This window comes from Klebsiella sp. 10, assembly GCF_018223925.1.
GTDB classification, from domain to species: Bacteria; Pseudomonadota; Gammaproteobacteria; order Enterobacterales; family Enterobacteriaceae; genus Klebsiella; species Klebsiella pneumoniae.
Genome location: NZ_JAGRRB010000014.1, coordinates 76,804 through 90,425, shown reverse-complemented (window position 1 = coordinate 90,425; position 13,622 = coordinate 76,804). Strand labels below are relative to the sequence as shown.

Below are 13,622 nucleotides of genomic sequence, written 5' to 3'. Positions count from 1 at the left end.
CGCAAGGGAGTGAGCCTAAGTGCAACGAGGTATTACGATTTTCGCTATCTGTAACAACGCCGATAGCGGCAAAAAAAAACCTGCGCATCTGCGCAGGCTGGTGTAAGTAAAGTGGTCAACGTGACGTTGACTCCACCTATCAATACCTCTGGGATAGCCAGAATATCAACCGGATCCGCTAACAAACCAGCGAACATTCGCAACAGCGCATCGCAAAGTGTAAGCAAAGGTTTGTATTTCCCTGCGCCGGTTTCAATTACCGATCGCGTCAATGTAAACAGGTCACCGATAAGCCCGCGCTGAATCACATTTGCGCCATTCCTTCGCCGCCGCGCCTTGAATCTGCCGCTCTTTCCCGTAACATAGCAGTATGTAAACGCTTACCCTAGAAAAGGCATGGTATGGCGACTATTAAGGATGTAGCCCGACTCGCAGGAGTCTCCGTCGCTACCGTCTCCCGCGTCATCAACAACTCTCCCAAAGCCAGCGAAGCCTCGCGTCAGTCCGTGGGCGCGGCGATGGAAACCCTGAACTATCACCCCAACGCGAACGCCCGGGCGCTGGCCCAGCAGTCAACGGAAACCGTCGGTCTGGTGGTGGGCGATGTCTCCGACCCCTTCTTCGGCGCGATGGTCAAAGCCGTCGAACAGGTGGCCTACCGCACCGGCAATTTTTTGCTGATTGGCAATGGCTACCACAACGTGCAGAAGGAGCGCCAGGCGATAGAGCAGCTGATCCGCCATCGCTGCGCGGCGTTGGTGGTGCACGCCAAAATGATCCCCGATGAGGAACTCGCCGGGCTGATGAAACAGATCCCGGGTATGGTGCTGATCAACCGCATCCTGCCCGGATATGAAACCCGCTGCGTGGCGCTGGACGACCGCTACGGCGCCTGGCTGGCGACCCGCCATTTGATCCAGCAGGGGCACACGCGTATCGGCTATCTGTGCTCAAACCATGATATCTCCGATGCGGAAGATCGGCTGCAGGGGTACTACGCGGCGCTGGAGGAGAGCGGCCTGCCGTGCAACGACCGGCTGGTCACGTTTGCCGAGCCGGATGAAAGCGGCGGCGAACAGGCGATGACCGAACTGCTTGGCCGCGGCCGCCACTTTAGCGCCGTCGCCTGCTATAACGACTCGATGGCCGCCGGCGCGATGGGGGTGCTGAATGACAATGGCATCGACGTTCCGCGGGAGATTTCGCTGATTGGCTTCGACGATGTCCTGATTTCGCGCTATGTCCGCCCGCGGTTGACTACCGTCCGCTATCCGATCGTCACGATGGCGACCCAGGCGGCCGAGCTGGCTTTAGCCCTGGCGGAGCAGCGGCCGGCGCCGGAGATCACCCATCTGTTCAGCCCGACGCTGGTCCGTCGTCACTCGGTGGTCGCCCCGCAGGAAGGCGATAAGTCATAGCGATAGAGGTGCACGGCGGTGGCCGGGTAATCCAGCCCCTCGCCGATGTAGCGCCAGCCGAAGCGTTCATAGAAATCCCGGCAGGCGGAGTAGAGATAGAGCTCCCGAAAGCCCGCGCGGCGGGCATAATCGATCACATGCCGCTGCAGTTTTCCGGCCAGCCCCTGACCGCGGGCGGCGGGCGCGACGTACAGCGCCGCCAGCCAGGGAAACAGATCCTGGCGGCTGATCAAATCGCAGCGCCAGAGGCCAATCGTGCCGAGCAACTGCTCGCCTTCCACGGCAATAAAGGTCAACGGCAGCGCCTCCGCCGTCTGGCTATGCTGCACGATGCTGGCGAAGAATTGCCGCGGCAGCGTCTCGCCGCCAAAGGCCTGCCACAGCCAGTCGGTCACCTGCGGGGCATACTGCGGCGCAGCGTACAGCGGCAGGATCGTCATACCAGCTTCCCCTGAAAAATCGGCACTGAGTCGAACAGATAGCCGTCAAAGTCGGGGGCGTCCTCATCGGACAGCTCCAGCAGGCTGTTTTTGACGTTTTCCAGATGCTGCCACATCGCCTGCCAGGCGCCCATTACATCGCGACGCCGCAGCGCGGCGAGCAGGGTCTGCCGGTCGCCGAGCCATTTCAGCCGCCAGGCGCGGCTGGCAATATGCACATTGAACTGCTGCCACAGCGGGCTGCTGTCCATCTGCAGCCAGATCCGCTCTACCGTCGCCAACAGCATCTGGTTCTGCGTCGCCCCGGCGAGCACCAGATGGAACAGACGAGCGTTATCCTGCGCGGTGTCGTTGAGAGCGATTGCCCGCTGCTCCTGTTCAATAATCCGCTTCAGATTGTCGATATCGGCGCGGGTGGCCATTTTCGCGGCAAAGGCGGCGATGTTGCTCTCCAGCAGCTGGCGCGCCTGGAGAATTTCAAACGGGCCGACGTCGCTGCTGAGCAGCTGCTCCTCTTCGCTGTCGTTCTCGTGGGGAATGCGCATGACATATACCCCGGATCCCTGACGAATATCCACCGTCCCCTGCAGCTCCAGCATCAGCAGCGCTTCGCGCACGATGGTCCGGCTGACGCCATAGGTTTCGGCAATATGGCGTTCCGGCGGCAAACGCGACCCGACCGGGTAGCGCCCCTGCGCGATCTGGGCGCGCAGGTCATCACCAATCTCCTGATAGGGCTTCTTTTCCGGCGGAACTATCGCTTTTTCCACAAAATCACCTGTGCGTTACATGCCTGCGAGTCAAATACGCCGCTATCTTAGCAAATATTGCCCCCGGCTAGCGGTATTCATCATCGATATCCAGCACCAGTTCACGCCGTTCGCCCAGTTGACGAAACCAGTGCGCCGAGGCTTTGGGTCGCCGGGCGCGATGGTTTTGCAGATCGATTTCGATAAGCCCGTAGCGGTTTTTAAAGGCGTTCATCGGCGATACGTTGTCGGTAAACGCCCACAGCATATAGCCCTGGCAGTTGGCCCCTGCCTCGCGGGCGCGCAGGGTGTGCCACAGATGTTCGCTGATAAAACGAATGCGGTAGCTGTCATCGATGACGCCTTCGCGGTTACGGAACTGGCCTTCGTTTTCCACCCCCATCCCGCTCTCCGCCACGAACCACGGGATGTTGCGATAGTCATTTTTTATCCGCATCGCCATATCAAAGATGATTTGCGGGTAGATTTCCCAGCCGCGAGAGGCGTTCATCCGCCGGCCGGGCAGCTCAAACGGCTCATAATACCAGGCCGGATGGAACGGGGTATGCGGATGCCAGGCCCGCGACGGGGCTTTGACCCGGTGCGGGTAGTAAAGATTAATCCCCAGCTCATCGACGGTGTGCTCGCGGATAACCGCCAGATCCTCCTCGCTGGTCTCCCACGTCACCTGATGCTGCTCAAGCAGCGCGAGAAGCTCCGGCGGCCAGACGCCGTGCACCAGCGGGTCGAGGAACATGCGGTTGTAGAACAGATCGTAGATCTCCGCCGCGCGCAGGTCATGGGGGGCGCGTGAGCGTGGGTAGGTCACCTCCGGATTGAGGATGCAGCCGACGGTCCCGGGATAGCCGAGCTCGCGAAACCGCTTCACGACGCTGGCGGTCGCCAGCACCTTATGATAGTTCCACTGCATCCAGGTGCTGGTGTTCTGCTCATAGGGCCAGCGCAGAGCATCCAGATAGACCCGGGTCTGCACCACAATTGGCTCATTAAAGGTAAACCAGCGCGTCACCTTCGGGTGGTAGCGGGCAAACACCTTCTCCGCGTAGCGCACAAACAGCTCAACCACCGTTTTCGACCCCCAGCCGCCATACTTTTCCAGCAGATAGCCGGGCAATTCATAATGCTCAAGGCAGATCATCGGCGTGATGCCGTTGGCCAGCAGCGCATCGAACAGCTGGTCGTAATAGGCCGCATACTCCTCATCCACCGTGACGTTTTCGTAGTCGGTCAGAAAGCGCGACCAGTTGATTGAGGTGCGGTAGTGGGTCAGCCCGGCCAGCTTCATCAGCTGCACATCTTCCTGAAAGCGGTTGATAAAATCGGTGGCCACCGCCGGGCCATAGCCGTTATGCCAGACGTGGCGATCGTTTTTGTACCAGAGATCGGGCCAGGAGTCCTGCCCTGGTTTTTTCCCGCTCCAGCCTTCGGTCTGCCAGGCGGAAGCCGCCGCGCCAAGGATAAAATCATCGGGAATGGTCATCCGTACGGTAGTCATAGGCTCCTCAGACAGGGTTGGCGGTTTGTTGATTGTCTACCTGACGCTGCGCGGCATCGGCACGGCGGGAGGCGATTTTGACGAAAGGCAGATAGATAAGCACCGCGACGACGATGCAGATAAGCTGGGTCACCACCGCCCCCATCGAGCCGGCGGTGGAGAGCCAGGCGTTGATCAGCGGCGGCGTGGTCCAGGGGACCATCACCACCGCCTTGCCGGCGAAGCCGGTCAGGGTGGCGAAATAGCCGATGCTGCCGGTCACCAGCGGGGTGATGATAAACGGGATGGCGAGGATCGGGTTAAGCATGATCGGCATCCCGAAGATCACCGGCTCGTTAATATTGAACAGCCCCGGGCCTATCGACAGCTTGGCGATCTCTTTCATCTCTTTGCGCCTGGTGGCGATCATCACCGCAATCAGCAGGCCGATGGTCAGCCCCGAGCCGCCGATGCTCATGTAGACATCCCAGAAGGGCATCGTGATGATGTTCGGTACCTCTTTCCCCTGCTCAAAAGCGCTCATATTGACGGTGATCGCTCCCAGCAGCAGCGGCTCGCGGATCGGCTTGATCATCTGGTTGCCGTGAATGCCGATCACCCAGAACAGCTGGGCGACGAACATCAGCAGCAGGATCCCCGGCAGGCTCTGCACCACCCGCTCCAGCGGCTGCTGCACCACCTGGTAGACCGCATCGTAGAGATACATTCCCGTCAGCTGGTGAAAGAGAAAACCAAAGGTGGCGATCGCGGTGGTGGTGATGATCGCCGGGATCAGCGCGGAAAAAGAGGCAGAGACGTTCGGCGGCACGGTATCCGGCATTTTGATCTTCAGTCCCTTGCGCCCCTCCAGCCAGCAGTAAATCTCCACTGACAGAATGGCGATGAACATCCCAAGGAACAGACTGCGGGTATCGGAAAACTGGCGCAGCAGGACATCTTTCACCACGTGCATCTGGCCATCGACCATCATCTCCACCGTGGTCGGCGTGACGCAGATAAAGCAGATCACCGCCAACAGGCCGGGAAACAGGCTTTTGATGCCGTTGATCCGCCCCAGCTCAATACCGATCAGAAACACGGCGCCGATATTGAGGAAGTTGAGCGTAGCGTAGTTTAGCGCGCTGGTGATCGGCTTCAGCGCCGCAAGAAAGGAGAGCGAGGAAAAGCTGGCGAGCCCATTCTTCGGATCCAGCACCATATTGGAGATCAGCACCGAAAAGGCCCCGACGATGATCACCGGCATCAGGGTAATAAACGCCGATTTGATCGCCATAATGTAGCGATAGCTGTTGAATGTCGTCGCGAAACGCCCCAGCGCGCCGATCAGTTTGTCCTGTAATGCCATAAAAGAGTACCTCAGAGTAAAGGGCTTATTGCGGCCAGGTGAACAGCCAGAGACTTTTGGCATACCAAAACATAGTCGCCAGGCAAAAATAGTTCTGTGACAGCGCTCGCAACGCGCACAGTGGTATCCCAAATATCCGATAAAATCGACATTGGCATACCAGAGTCTGTCGGCTCGTCAGTTCCTGCCAAAAGCGTGATCGCGATGGTTTTTCCGCCCCGCCCCGTCGATATGTCCCTTTTCGGTCTGTGATAAACTGCGCTTTACCACGTGAAATCAGGAATCGATGAATGGCTACAATGCTGGATGTCTCAATTCGCGCAGGCGTCTCGAAAGCGACGGTTTCCCGCGTGTTGAACGGCACAGGTCAGGTGAAAGAGAGCACCCGCCAACAGGTCTTTAAAGCGATGGAAGAGCTGGGCTACCGGCCCAATTTCCTTGCCCGCTCGCTGGCCAATCAGACCAGCAATAGTATCGGGCTGGTCGTCTCCACCTTTGACGGCTTCTACTTTGGCCGTCTGCTGCAGCAGGCGTCACGCCAGACCGAAGCCTGGGGAAAGCAGCTTATCGTCACCGACGGCCATGATACGCCGGAGCGCGAAGAGGAAGCGGTGCAGATGCTCGCCGACCGGCAGTGCGATGCGATCATCCTCTATACCCGGCACATGAGCGAGAAGGCGATCATGTCGCTGATTAACTCGATCGCCATGCCGCTGGTGGTGATTAACCGCGATGTGGCGCAGGCCCGCGAACGCTGCGTGTTCTTCGAACAGCAGGAAGCCGCCTTCCAGGCCGTGGAGTATCTGATTACCCAGGGCCACCGCGATATCGCCTGCATCACCGTCCCGATGCATACCCCTACCGGCCAGGCTCGCCTGCAGGGCTACCGCAACGCGCTGATAAAACATGGTATTGAGTGGGATCCGAGCCGGGTGAAGTATGGGGACTCGACGATGACTCGCGGCTACGAACTGTGCCGGGAACTGCTGGACGAGAAAGCCCGCTTCAGCGCGCTGTTTTCCTGTAACGATGATATGGCGCTGGGGGCGTCAAAGGCGCTGCATCAGGCGGGGCTGCGTATTCCACAGGATGTGTCGCTGTTTGGCTTCGACGATGCGCCAAGCGCGAAATGGCTGGAGCCGGGGCTGTCGACGGTTTATCTGCCGATCGACAACATGATCACTACGGCTATCGACCAGGCGATCAAGCTTGCCAATCAGCAGCCGATAGAAACGATCCCGCCGTTTACCGGCACGCTGGTGCTTCGCGAGTCGGTGACGACGGGACCTTTTTTTAAATAAGCTCTAAGGCCAGCAGCTCCTGGATGGTCTGGCGACGGCGGATCAGCCGCGCCTTACCGCCATCAAACAGCACCTCCGGCAGCAGCGGACGGCTGTTATAGTTGGACGACATCGAAGCCCCGTAGGCGCCGGTGTCATGGAGCACCAGATAATCCCCAGGCGCCACCGCCGGCAGCAGGCGGGTCTCGACTTTGCCCCCCTCCTGCTGGGTAAAGACATCCCCGGATTCGCACAGCGGCCCGGCCACCACGGTTTCGACCTGCGGCGCGGCGCTGAGATCCCGGCCATCCCCCGCCAGAGCGGTGATATGGTGATAGCTACCGTACATTGCCGGGCGCATCAGGTCGTTAAAGCCGGCGTCAATCAGCACGAAGTGACGGCTGCCCATCTCTTTCACACTGCGCACCTGCGACACCAGCACGCCGGACTCGGCCACCAGGAAGCGTCCTGGCTCAATCTCCAGTTTCACCGGGTGCCCCAGATGGGCCGCGATCTGCTCCCGGGCGCGGTTCCACAGGCCATAATAGTGGGCGGTGTCGATGGCCTCTTCACCTTCGCGGTAAGGAATCGACAGACCGCCGCCGGCGGAGATGGCCTGCAGATCCTGGCCAAAGTCGACGACCTGGCGCACCATCGCGCCGCACACCTGCTCCAGGTGACCATAGTCAACGCCAGAGCCGATATGCATATGGATCCCGACCAGCTGCAGCTGATAGCGACGCATCACTTCCAGCGCCGCCGGCAGGTGGCTGTACCAGATGCCATGCTTGCTATTCTCACCGCCGGTATTGGTTTTCTGGCTGTGGCCGTGGCCAAAGCCCGGGTTGACGCGCAGCCAGACGCGATGGCCCGGCGACACCTCGCCCAGCTGGCTCAGCATGTCGATCGAGCCGGCGTTCACCGGGATCTGTAACGCCTTCACCCGATCGAGGGTGGCGTCGTCGATCAGATCGGCGGTAAAGACGATATCCTCTGGATTCTGCTGCGGATCGTAGCCTGCCGCCAGCGCCCGCTCGATCTCCCCCAGCGACACCGAGTCCACCTTCACCCCCTGCTCACGCATCAGACGCAGAATATGAATGTTAGAGCAGGCTTTTTGCGCAAAACGCACCACGTCGAACTGGCTGAGCTGGGCAATCTGGCGGCGAATAATCTGCGCATCATAGACCCAGACCGGACAGCCAAATTCCGCGGGCAGGCGCAGCAGGTTGTCTGCGGTCAGGTCAGTATCGGTGGCGTAAAGCGAGTGTGGCATAAGAACTCCGGTGCAGTGCGTGTGTTGGTCGCTGTTTTTTTTCGATTACGCCACAGTGGCGGACGAATAAAAAATATCGTTTTATCGCGACTCTATGCAAAAATGATATGGTTCCAGCCGAGCCTCACGGAGACCGCATGCCAGCCGTCAATTTGCGTCATATCGAAATCTTTCACGCGGTGATGACCACCGGCAACCTGACCGAAGCGGCGCGGATGCTGCACACCTCGCAACCCACCGTCAGTCGCGAGCTGGCGCGCTTTGAGAAGGTGCTCGGCCTGCAGCTGTTTGAGCGGACCCGTGGTCGCCTGCAGCCGACGGTGCAGGGCCTGCGTTTGTTTGAGGAGGTTCAGCGCTCCTGGTATGGCCTGGACCGTATCGTCAGCGCCGCCGAGAGCCTGCGCGAGTTCCGCCAGGGCGAGCTGTCGATCGCCTGTCTGCCGGTGTTTTCCCAGTCCTTTCTGCCGCTGCTGTTGCCGCCGTTTCTCGCTCGCTACCCGGAGGTCAGCCTGCAGATCGTCCCCCAGGAGTCGCCGCTGCTGGAGGAGTGGCTCTCCGCCCAGCGCCATGACCTTGGCCTGACGGAGACCCTGCATACCCCCGCGGGCACCGAACGCACCCCGCTGCTGACGCTGAATGAAGTCTGCGTGCTGCCCGCCGGCCATCCGCTGGCGGCGCAGGCGACGCTGACCCCCGCCGATTTTCAGGGCGAAAACTACATCAGCCTGTCGCGCACCGACAGCTATCGCCAGCTGCTCGACGCCCTGTTCCTTGAGCATCAGGTTAAACGGCGGATGGTGGTCGAAACCCACAGCGCGGCCTCGATCTGCGCCATGGTGCGCGCCGGCGCCGGGATCTCGGTGGTGAATCCGTTAACCGCCCTGGACTATGCCGATAGCGGCGTGGTGGTGCGCCGCTTCAGCGTCGAGGTGCCGTTTACCGTCAGCCTGATCCGCCCTCTCCACCGCCCGCGCTCGGCGCTGGTCGACGCCTTTGTTGCCCACCTGCAGCAGAGTCTGCCGCAGATCCTCACGCCGCTGGCGTCGGTCCTGCAGAGAGCATAAAGTTGACCGCGTCTTCCGCGTGGATCGCCGCGGTGTCAAAGACCGGCAGCGGGCTGAGCTCGGCAGGCACCAGCAGGCCAATCTCCGTACAGCCGAAAATAACCCCTTCCGCCCCCTGCTCCGCCAGGGCGGCGATTGTCTGCAGATAATAATCCCGCGACGCCTCGCTGAAAGTGCCGAGACAAAGTTCGTCGAAGATGATCTGATTGATCTGCGCCCGATCGTCAGCCTCAGGGATCAGCGTCTCGATGGCAAACTGCTCCTGCAGACGACCGCGGTAAAAGGTCTGCTCCATGGTATAGCGGGTGCCCAGCAGCGCGACCCGGCGCTGACCTTTGGCGGCAATCGCCCGTCCGGTGGCATCGGCAATATGCAGGAAGGGAACCTGGCAGCGGGCGGCGATGGCATCTGCGACTTTATGCATGGTGTTGGTGCACAGGACAATGCCTTCGGCCCCCGCCTGCTGCAGCCCGACCGCGGCCTCAGCAAGGATCTCCCCGGCGCGATCCCAGTCGCCGGCGGACTGGCAGGCTTCGATGTCGTGAAAATCGACGCTGTGCAGCACCAGGCTGGCAGAGTGCAGGCCGCCCAGTCGCGCCTTAACGCCCTCATTGATCAACCGATAATAGGGGATCGTGGACTCCCAGCTCATGCCGCCTAACAGGCCAATGGTTTTCATCTTCTGCTCCTTATGTCGTTTCTGCCAGTGAAGCAAACTTGTGATCAACTTTCCACTTCTCTGGCCGCGTATTTCTTTTTCATGAAGAGTGGGATAAGTTAAATGAAACAATGTTTCACTTTAACAACAGGATCGCCAGATGTTTATTTTTCATAAAGACACCATCCTTGAAGACCTCGGCAATGGCGTAACCCGCCGCATTCTGGCCCACGACGGCAAAATGATGGCCGTGGAGGTGAATTTTGCCGCCGGCGCCGTCGGCCCGATGCATAACCATCCTCACGAACAGCTCACCTATGTGCTTTCCGGCGAGTTCGAGTTCACCATCGGCGAGGAGACGCGCGTCGTCAGCGCCGGCGATACGTTGTATAAGCGGCCGGGGATTATGCACGGCTGCGTCTGCCTGCAGCCCGGCACGCTGCTCGATACCTTTACTCCCATTCGCGAAGATTTTCTTGAAGGCTAATCCATAACGGGGGCGATCGCCGTCCCCGGTTACTGCCCGGCGCCCTTCAATAAAAACATGCGGCCACAATCATTATCCTGGTAATTATATTTCCCGCTCAGTTAAGCCTAATTTTTCATTCCTTTCAGGCGCCCTTTACGGCCAAAATGCTTACCACCTCACCTTTTTGAAACATCGTTTCGACTTTGATCACATTTCCATCCTGATCTGCATGACGCAGAAACAAATCGCAATAAAATGAAATTAAAACGGTGTTTTATAAAAAAAGTTCAGCATAAAAAAAGGGGCTGACAGCCCTTACCTGCTAGACCAGTTAAAGAATAACCCATTAATTAACAAGGACATGTTAAGCAGAGGAAGCGTTCAGACATTTTTGCGTTGTCAGGCGTAAAAGGCCGACAGCGCGGCGTCACCGGATCCGTATTACAACTCGTAAGCCAGGTAGGTATGTATGAATGAAAACAAGCTGCTGGGATTGGCATGGATATCGCCCTATATCATCGGGCTGATCGTCTTTACCGCTTTTCCCTTTGTTTCATCTTTCTTTCTCAGTTTTACCGAGTACGACTTGATGAGCCCGCCGGTATTTAACGGCATCGAAAACTATCGTTATATGTTGACCGAGGATAGCCTGTTCTGGAAATCGATGGGGGTGACCTTTGCCTACGTCTTTTTAACCATCCCCTTAAAACTGGCTTTCGCCCTCGGCATTGCTTTTGTGCTCAATTTCAAACTGCGCGGCATCGGCTTTTTCCGCACCGCCTACTACATTCCGTCGATCCTCGGCAGCTCGGTGGCGATTGCCGTGCTGTGGCGCGCCCTGTTCGCCATTGACGGCCTGCTGAACAGTTTTCTCGCCGTCTTTGGCATCGATGCCATCAACTGGCTGGGGGAACCCTCCCTGGCGCTGATGTCGGTCACCCTGCTGCGCGTCTGGCAGTTTGGCTCCGCGATGGTCATCTTCCTCGCCGCGCTGCAGAACGTTCCGCAGTCGCAGTATGAGGCGGCAATGATTGACGGCGCCTCAAAGTGGCAGATGTTCATGAAGGTCACCGTGCCGCTGATCACCCCGGTGATTTTCTTCAACTTTATTATGCAGACCACCCAGGCGTTCCAGGAGTTTACCGGCCCGTACGTGATAACCGGCGGCGGTCCGACCTATTACACCTACCTGTTCTCACTCTATATCTACGATACCGCCTTTAAGTACTTCGACATGGGCTATGGCGCCGCGCTGGCATGGGTGCTGTTCCTCGTCGTGGCGGTCTTTGCGTCGATCGCCTTTAAGTCATCGAAATACTGGGTCTTCTACTCCGCCGATAAGGGAGGCAAAAATGGCTGATATTCAACAGATGGCGCCGGTGATGAGCGACGCCGATCGTGAGGTCGCCCGTACGCTGCGCCGGGAAAAGGTGAGCCGGGTGGTGCGCTACGTCGTGCTGATATTCGTCGGCCTGCTGATGCTCTACCCGCTGGCGTGGATGTTCTCCGCCTCGTTCAAGCCGAACCATGAGATCTTCACCACCCTCGGGCTGTGGCCTGCCCACGCCACCTGGGACGGGTTTATCAACGGCTGGAAGACCGGCACCGAATACCATTTCGGCCACTATATGCTGAACACCTTTAAGTATGTGATCCCGAAAGTGGTGTTAACGATCATTTCCTCCACCATCGTGGCGTACGGCTTCGCACGCTTTGAGATCCCGTGGAAGAAGTTCTGGTTCGCAACGCTTATCACCACCATGTTGCTGCCGAGCACCGTCCTGCTGATCCCGCAGTACCTGATGTTCCGCGAAATGGGGATGCTGAACAGCTATCTGCCGCTGTACTTGCCGCTGGCCTTCGCCACCCAGGGATTCTTCGTCTTCATGCTGATCCAGTTTCTGCGCGGCGTGCCGCGCGATATGGAAGAGGCGGCGCAGATCGACGGCTGCAACTCCATCCAGGTGCTGTGGTATGTGGTGGTGCCGATCCTCAAGCCGGCCATTATCTCGGTGGCGCTGTTCCAGTTTATGTGGTCGATGAACGACTTTATCGGTCCGCTGATCTACGTCTACAGCGTCGATAAGTATCCCATCGCGCTGGCGCTAAAAATGTCTATCGACGTCACGGAAGGCGCGCCGTGGAACGAAATTCTGGCAATGGCGAGCATCTCCATTCTGCCGTCCATCATTGTCTTCTTCCTGGCTCAACGCTACTTCGTGCAGGGCGTGACCAGCAGCGGAATCAAAGGTTAAGAGGGAAATATCATGGCTGAAGTGATTTTCAACAAACTGGAAAAAGTCTACTCCAACGGGTTTAAAGCGGTGCATGGTATCGACCTGAAGATTGCCGATGGCGAATTTATGGTGATCGTCGGCCCCTCCGGCTGCGCCAAATCGACCACCCTGCGCATGCTGGCGGGCCTGGAGACCATCAGCGGCGGCGAGGTGCGGATTGGGGACAAAATCGTCAACAACCTGGCGCCTAAATCCCGTGGCATCGCGATGGTGTTCCAGAACTACGCCCTCTATCCGCATATGACGGTGCGCGAAAACCTCGCCTTTGGCCTCAAACTAAGCAAGCTGCCGAAGGCGCAAATCGACAGACAGGTGGAAGAAGCGGCGAAAATTCTCGAACTGGAAGAACTGCTCGATCGCCTGCCGCGCCAGCTCTCCGGCGGCCAGGCGCAGCGCGTGGCGGTGGGCCGGGCGATCGTCAAAAAACCGGACGTCTTCCTGTTCGACGAACCGCTCTCCAACCTTGACGCCAAGCTGCGCGCCTCGATGCGGATTCGCATTTCCGATCTGCATAAGCAGTTGAAAAAATCTGGCAAACCGGCGACCACCGTCTACGTCACCCACGATCAGACGGAAGCGATGACCATGGGCGACCGCATCTGCGTGATGAAGCTCGGCCACATTATGCAGGTTGATACCCCGGACAATCTCTACCACCAGCCGAAAAATATGTTTGTCGCCGGGTTTATCGGCGCGCCGGAGATGAATATTCGTCCCAGCCAGCTGGTTGAGCACGGTGGTCGCCTGCATTTGACGCTGGGCGATCAGCGGCTGCCGCTCAACGATCGGCTGCAAAGCAAAGTTGAAACCCATAAGAATCAGCAGGTGTTCTTTGGCGTGCGCCCGGAGTTTGTCTCTCTCTCCGATGAACCGTTTGCCGAAGGTTCCTGCGCGGGTGAAATGGTACGCGTAGAAAACATGGGACATGAATTCTTTGTTTATCTCAGGGTTGCTGATTATGAGCTGACCGCCCGCGTACCGTCGGACGATGCGAAGCCGATGATTGCCAAGGGACTGAATCGAAAAGTCTATTTCACCTTTGATCTCAACAAGTGTCACATCTTTGACGCCAAAACCGAACAGAACCTCTCTCTGTGAACCCTGGAGCAT

Annotated in this window: 13 protein-coding genes; 7 read left to right on the top strand and 6 right to left on the bottom strand. The window is 58.5% G+C overall.

All coding sequences use genetic code 11. From position 1 onward, the window contains the following. The first annotated feature begins 401 nt into the window (after positions 1–401). Positions 402–1,418: an HTH-type transcriptional regulator GalR gene (gene galR, locus KHQ26_RS16240; protein WP_002915981.1), complete on the top strand. Its 1,017-nt coding sequence runs from the start codon at positions 402–404 to the stop codon at positions 1,416–1,418. Here galR and KHQ26_RS16235 read toward each other — a convergent pair. From KHQ26_RS16235 to KHQ26_RS16220, 4 genes are all read right to left on the bottom strand, one after another. After that, positions 1,379–1,858: a GNAT family N-acetyltransferase gene (locus KHQ26_RS16235; RefSeq protein ID WP_002915983.1), complete on the bottom strand. Its 480-nt coding sequence runs from the start codon at positions 1,856–1,858 to the stop codon at positions 1,379–1,381. The two genes, galR and KHQ26_RS16235, sit on opposite strands and share 40 nt — an antisense overlap. After that, positions 1,855–2,628: a GntR family transcriptional regulator gene (locus KHQ26_RS16230; RefSeq protein ID WP_002915985.1), complete on the bottom strand. Its 774-nt coding sequence runs from the start codon at positions 2,626–2,628 to the stop codon at positions 1,855–1,857. The genes KHQ26_RS16235 and KHQ26_RS16230 overlap by 4 nt, the downstream gene beginning before the upstream one ends. A 67-nt stretch (positions 2,629–2,695) precedes the next feature. Further along, a complete protein-coding gene (locus tag KHQ26_RS16225; protein WP_004174521.1) occupies positions 2,696–4,123 on the bottom strand; it encodes a glycoside hydrolase family 1 protein in 1,428 nt (475 codons plus the stop codon). Between the two features lie 7 nt (positions 4,124–4,130). Next, a complete protein-coding gene (locus KHQ26_RS16220) occupies positions 4,131–5,468 on the bottom strand; it encodes a PTS sugar transporter subunit IIC (protein ID WP_020804177.1) in 1,338 nt (445 codons plus the stop codon). Positions 5,469–5,767: 299 nt separating this feature from the next. On the opposite strand from KHQ26_RS16220, the gene KHQ26_RS16215 reads away from it, so the two are divergent. Then, positions 5,768–6,769, top strand: a complete 1,002-nt coding sequence (locus tag KHQ26_RS16215) for a LacI family DNA-binding transcriptional regulator (RefSeq protein WP_004229436.1) — start codon at positions 5,768–5,770, stop codon at positions 6,767–6,769. Here KHQ26_RS16215 and lysA read toward each other — a convergent pair. Beyond that, positions 6,762–8,024 carry a diaminopimelate decarboxylase gene (gene lysA, locus KHQ26_RS16210; protein ID WP_002915990.1) on the bottom strand — a complete coding sequence of 421 codons (1,263 nt, stop codon included), beginning with the start codon at positions 8,022–8,024 and terminating at the stop codon, positions 6,762–6,764. The genes KHQ26_RS16215 and lysA overlap by 8 nt on opposite strands. Before the next feature lie 137 nt (positions 8,025–8,161). Between lysA and KHQ26_RS16205 the strand changes: the two genes are divergently transcribed. Next, positions 8,162–9,088: a LysR family transcriptional regulator gene (locus tag KHQ26_RS16205; protein ID WP_002915991.1), complete on the top strand. Its 927-nt coding sequence runs from the start codon at positions 8,162–8,164 to the stop codon at positions 9,086–9,088. Here the strand turns inward: KHQ26_RS16205 and KHQ26_RS16200 are convergent. Continuing rightward, a complete protein-coding gene (locus tag KHQ26_RS16200; RefSeq protein WP_002915992.1) occupies positions 9,054–9,767 on the bottom strand; it encodes an aspartate/glutamate racemase in 714 nt (237 codons plus the stop codon). The genes KHQ26_RS16205 and KHQ26_RS16200 overlap by 35 nt on opposite strands. Before the next feature lie 139 nt (positions 9,768–9,906). Here KHQ26_RS16200 and KHQ26_RS16195 point away from each other — a divergent pair, with 139 nt between their 5' ends. The 4 genes from KHQ26_RS16195 to KHQ26_RS16180 all read left to right on the top strand — a co-directional run bounded on the left by KHQ26_RS16195 (position 9,907) and on the right by KHQ26_RS16180 (position 13,610). Continuing rightward, positions 9,907–10,233: a cupin domain-containing protein gene (locus KHQ26_RS16195; RefSeq protein ID WP_020804165.1), complete on the top strand. Its 327-nt coding sequence runs from the start codon at positions 9,907–9,909 to the stop codon at positions 10,231–10,233. Between the two features lie 451 nt (positions 10,234–10,684). Next, positions 10,685–11,575 carry a carbohydrate ABC transporter permease gene (locus KHQ26_RS16190; protein ID WP_002915995.1) on the top strand — a complete coding sequence of 297 codons (891 nt, stop codon included), beginning with the start codon at positions 10,685–10,687 and terminating at the stop codon, positions 11,573–11,575. Further along, positions 11,568–12,470 carry a carbohydrate ABC transporter permease gene (locus KHQ26_RS16185; RefSeq protein WP_002915996.1) on the top strand — a complete coding sequence of 301 codons (903 nt, stop codon included), beginning with the start codon at positions 11,568–11,570 and terminating at the stop codon, positions 12,468–12,470. The genes KHQ26_RS16190 and KHQ26_RS16185 overlap by 8 nt, the downstream gene beginning before the upstream one ends. 12 nt (positions 12,471–12,482) lie before the next feature. Then, a complete protein-coding gene (locus tag KHQ26_RS16180) occupies positions 12,483–13,610 on the top strand; it encodes an ABC transporter ATP-binding protein (RefSeq protein ID WP_004149643.1) in 1,128 nt (375 codons plus the stop codon). Positions 13,611–13,622: the final 12 nt, after the last annotated feature.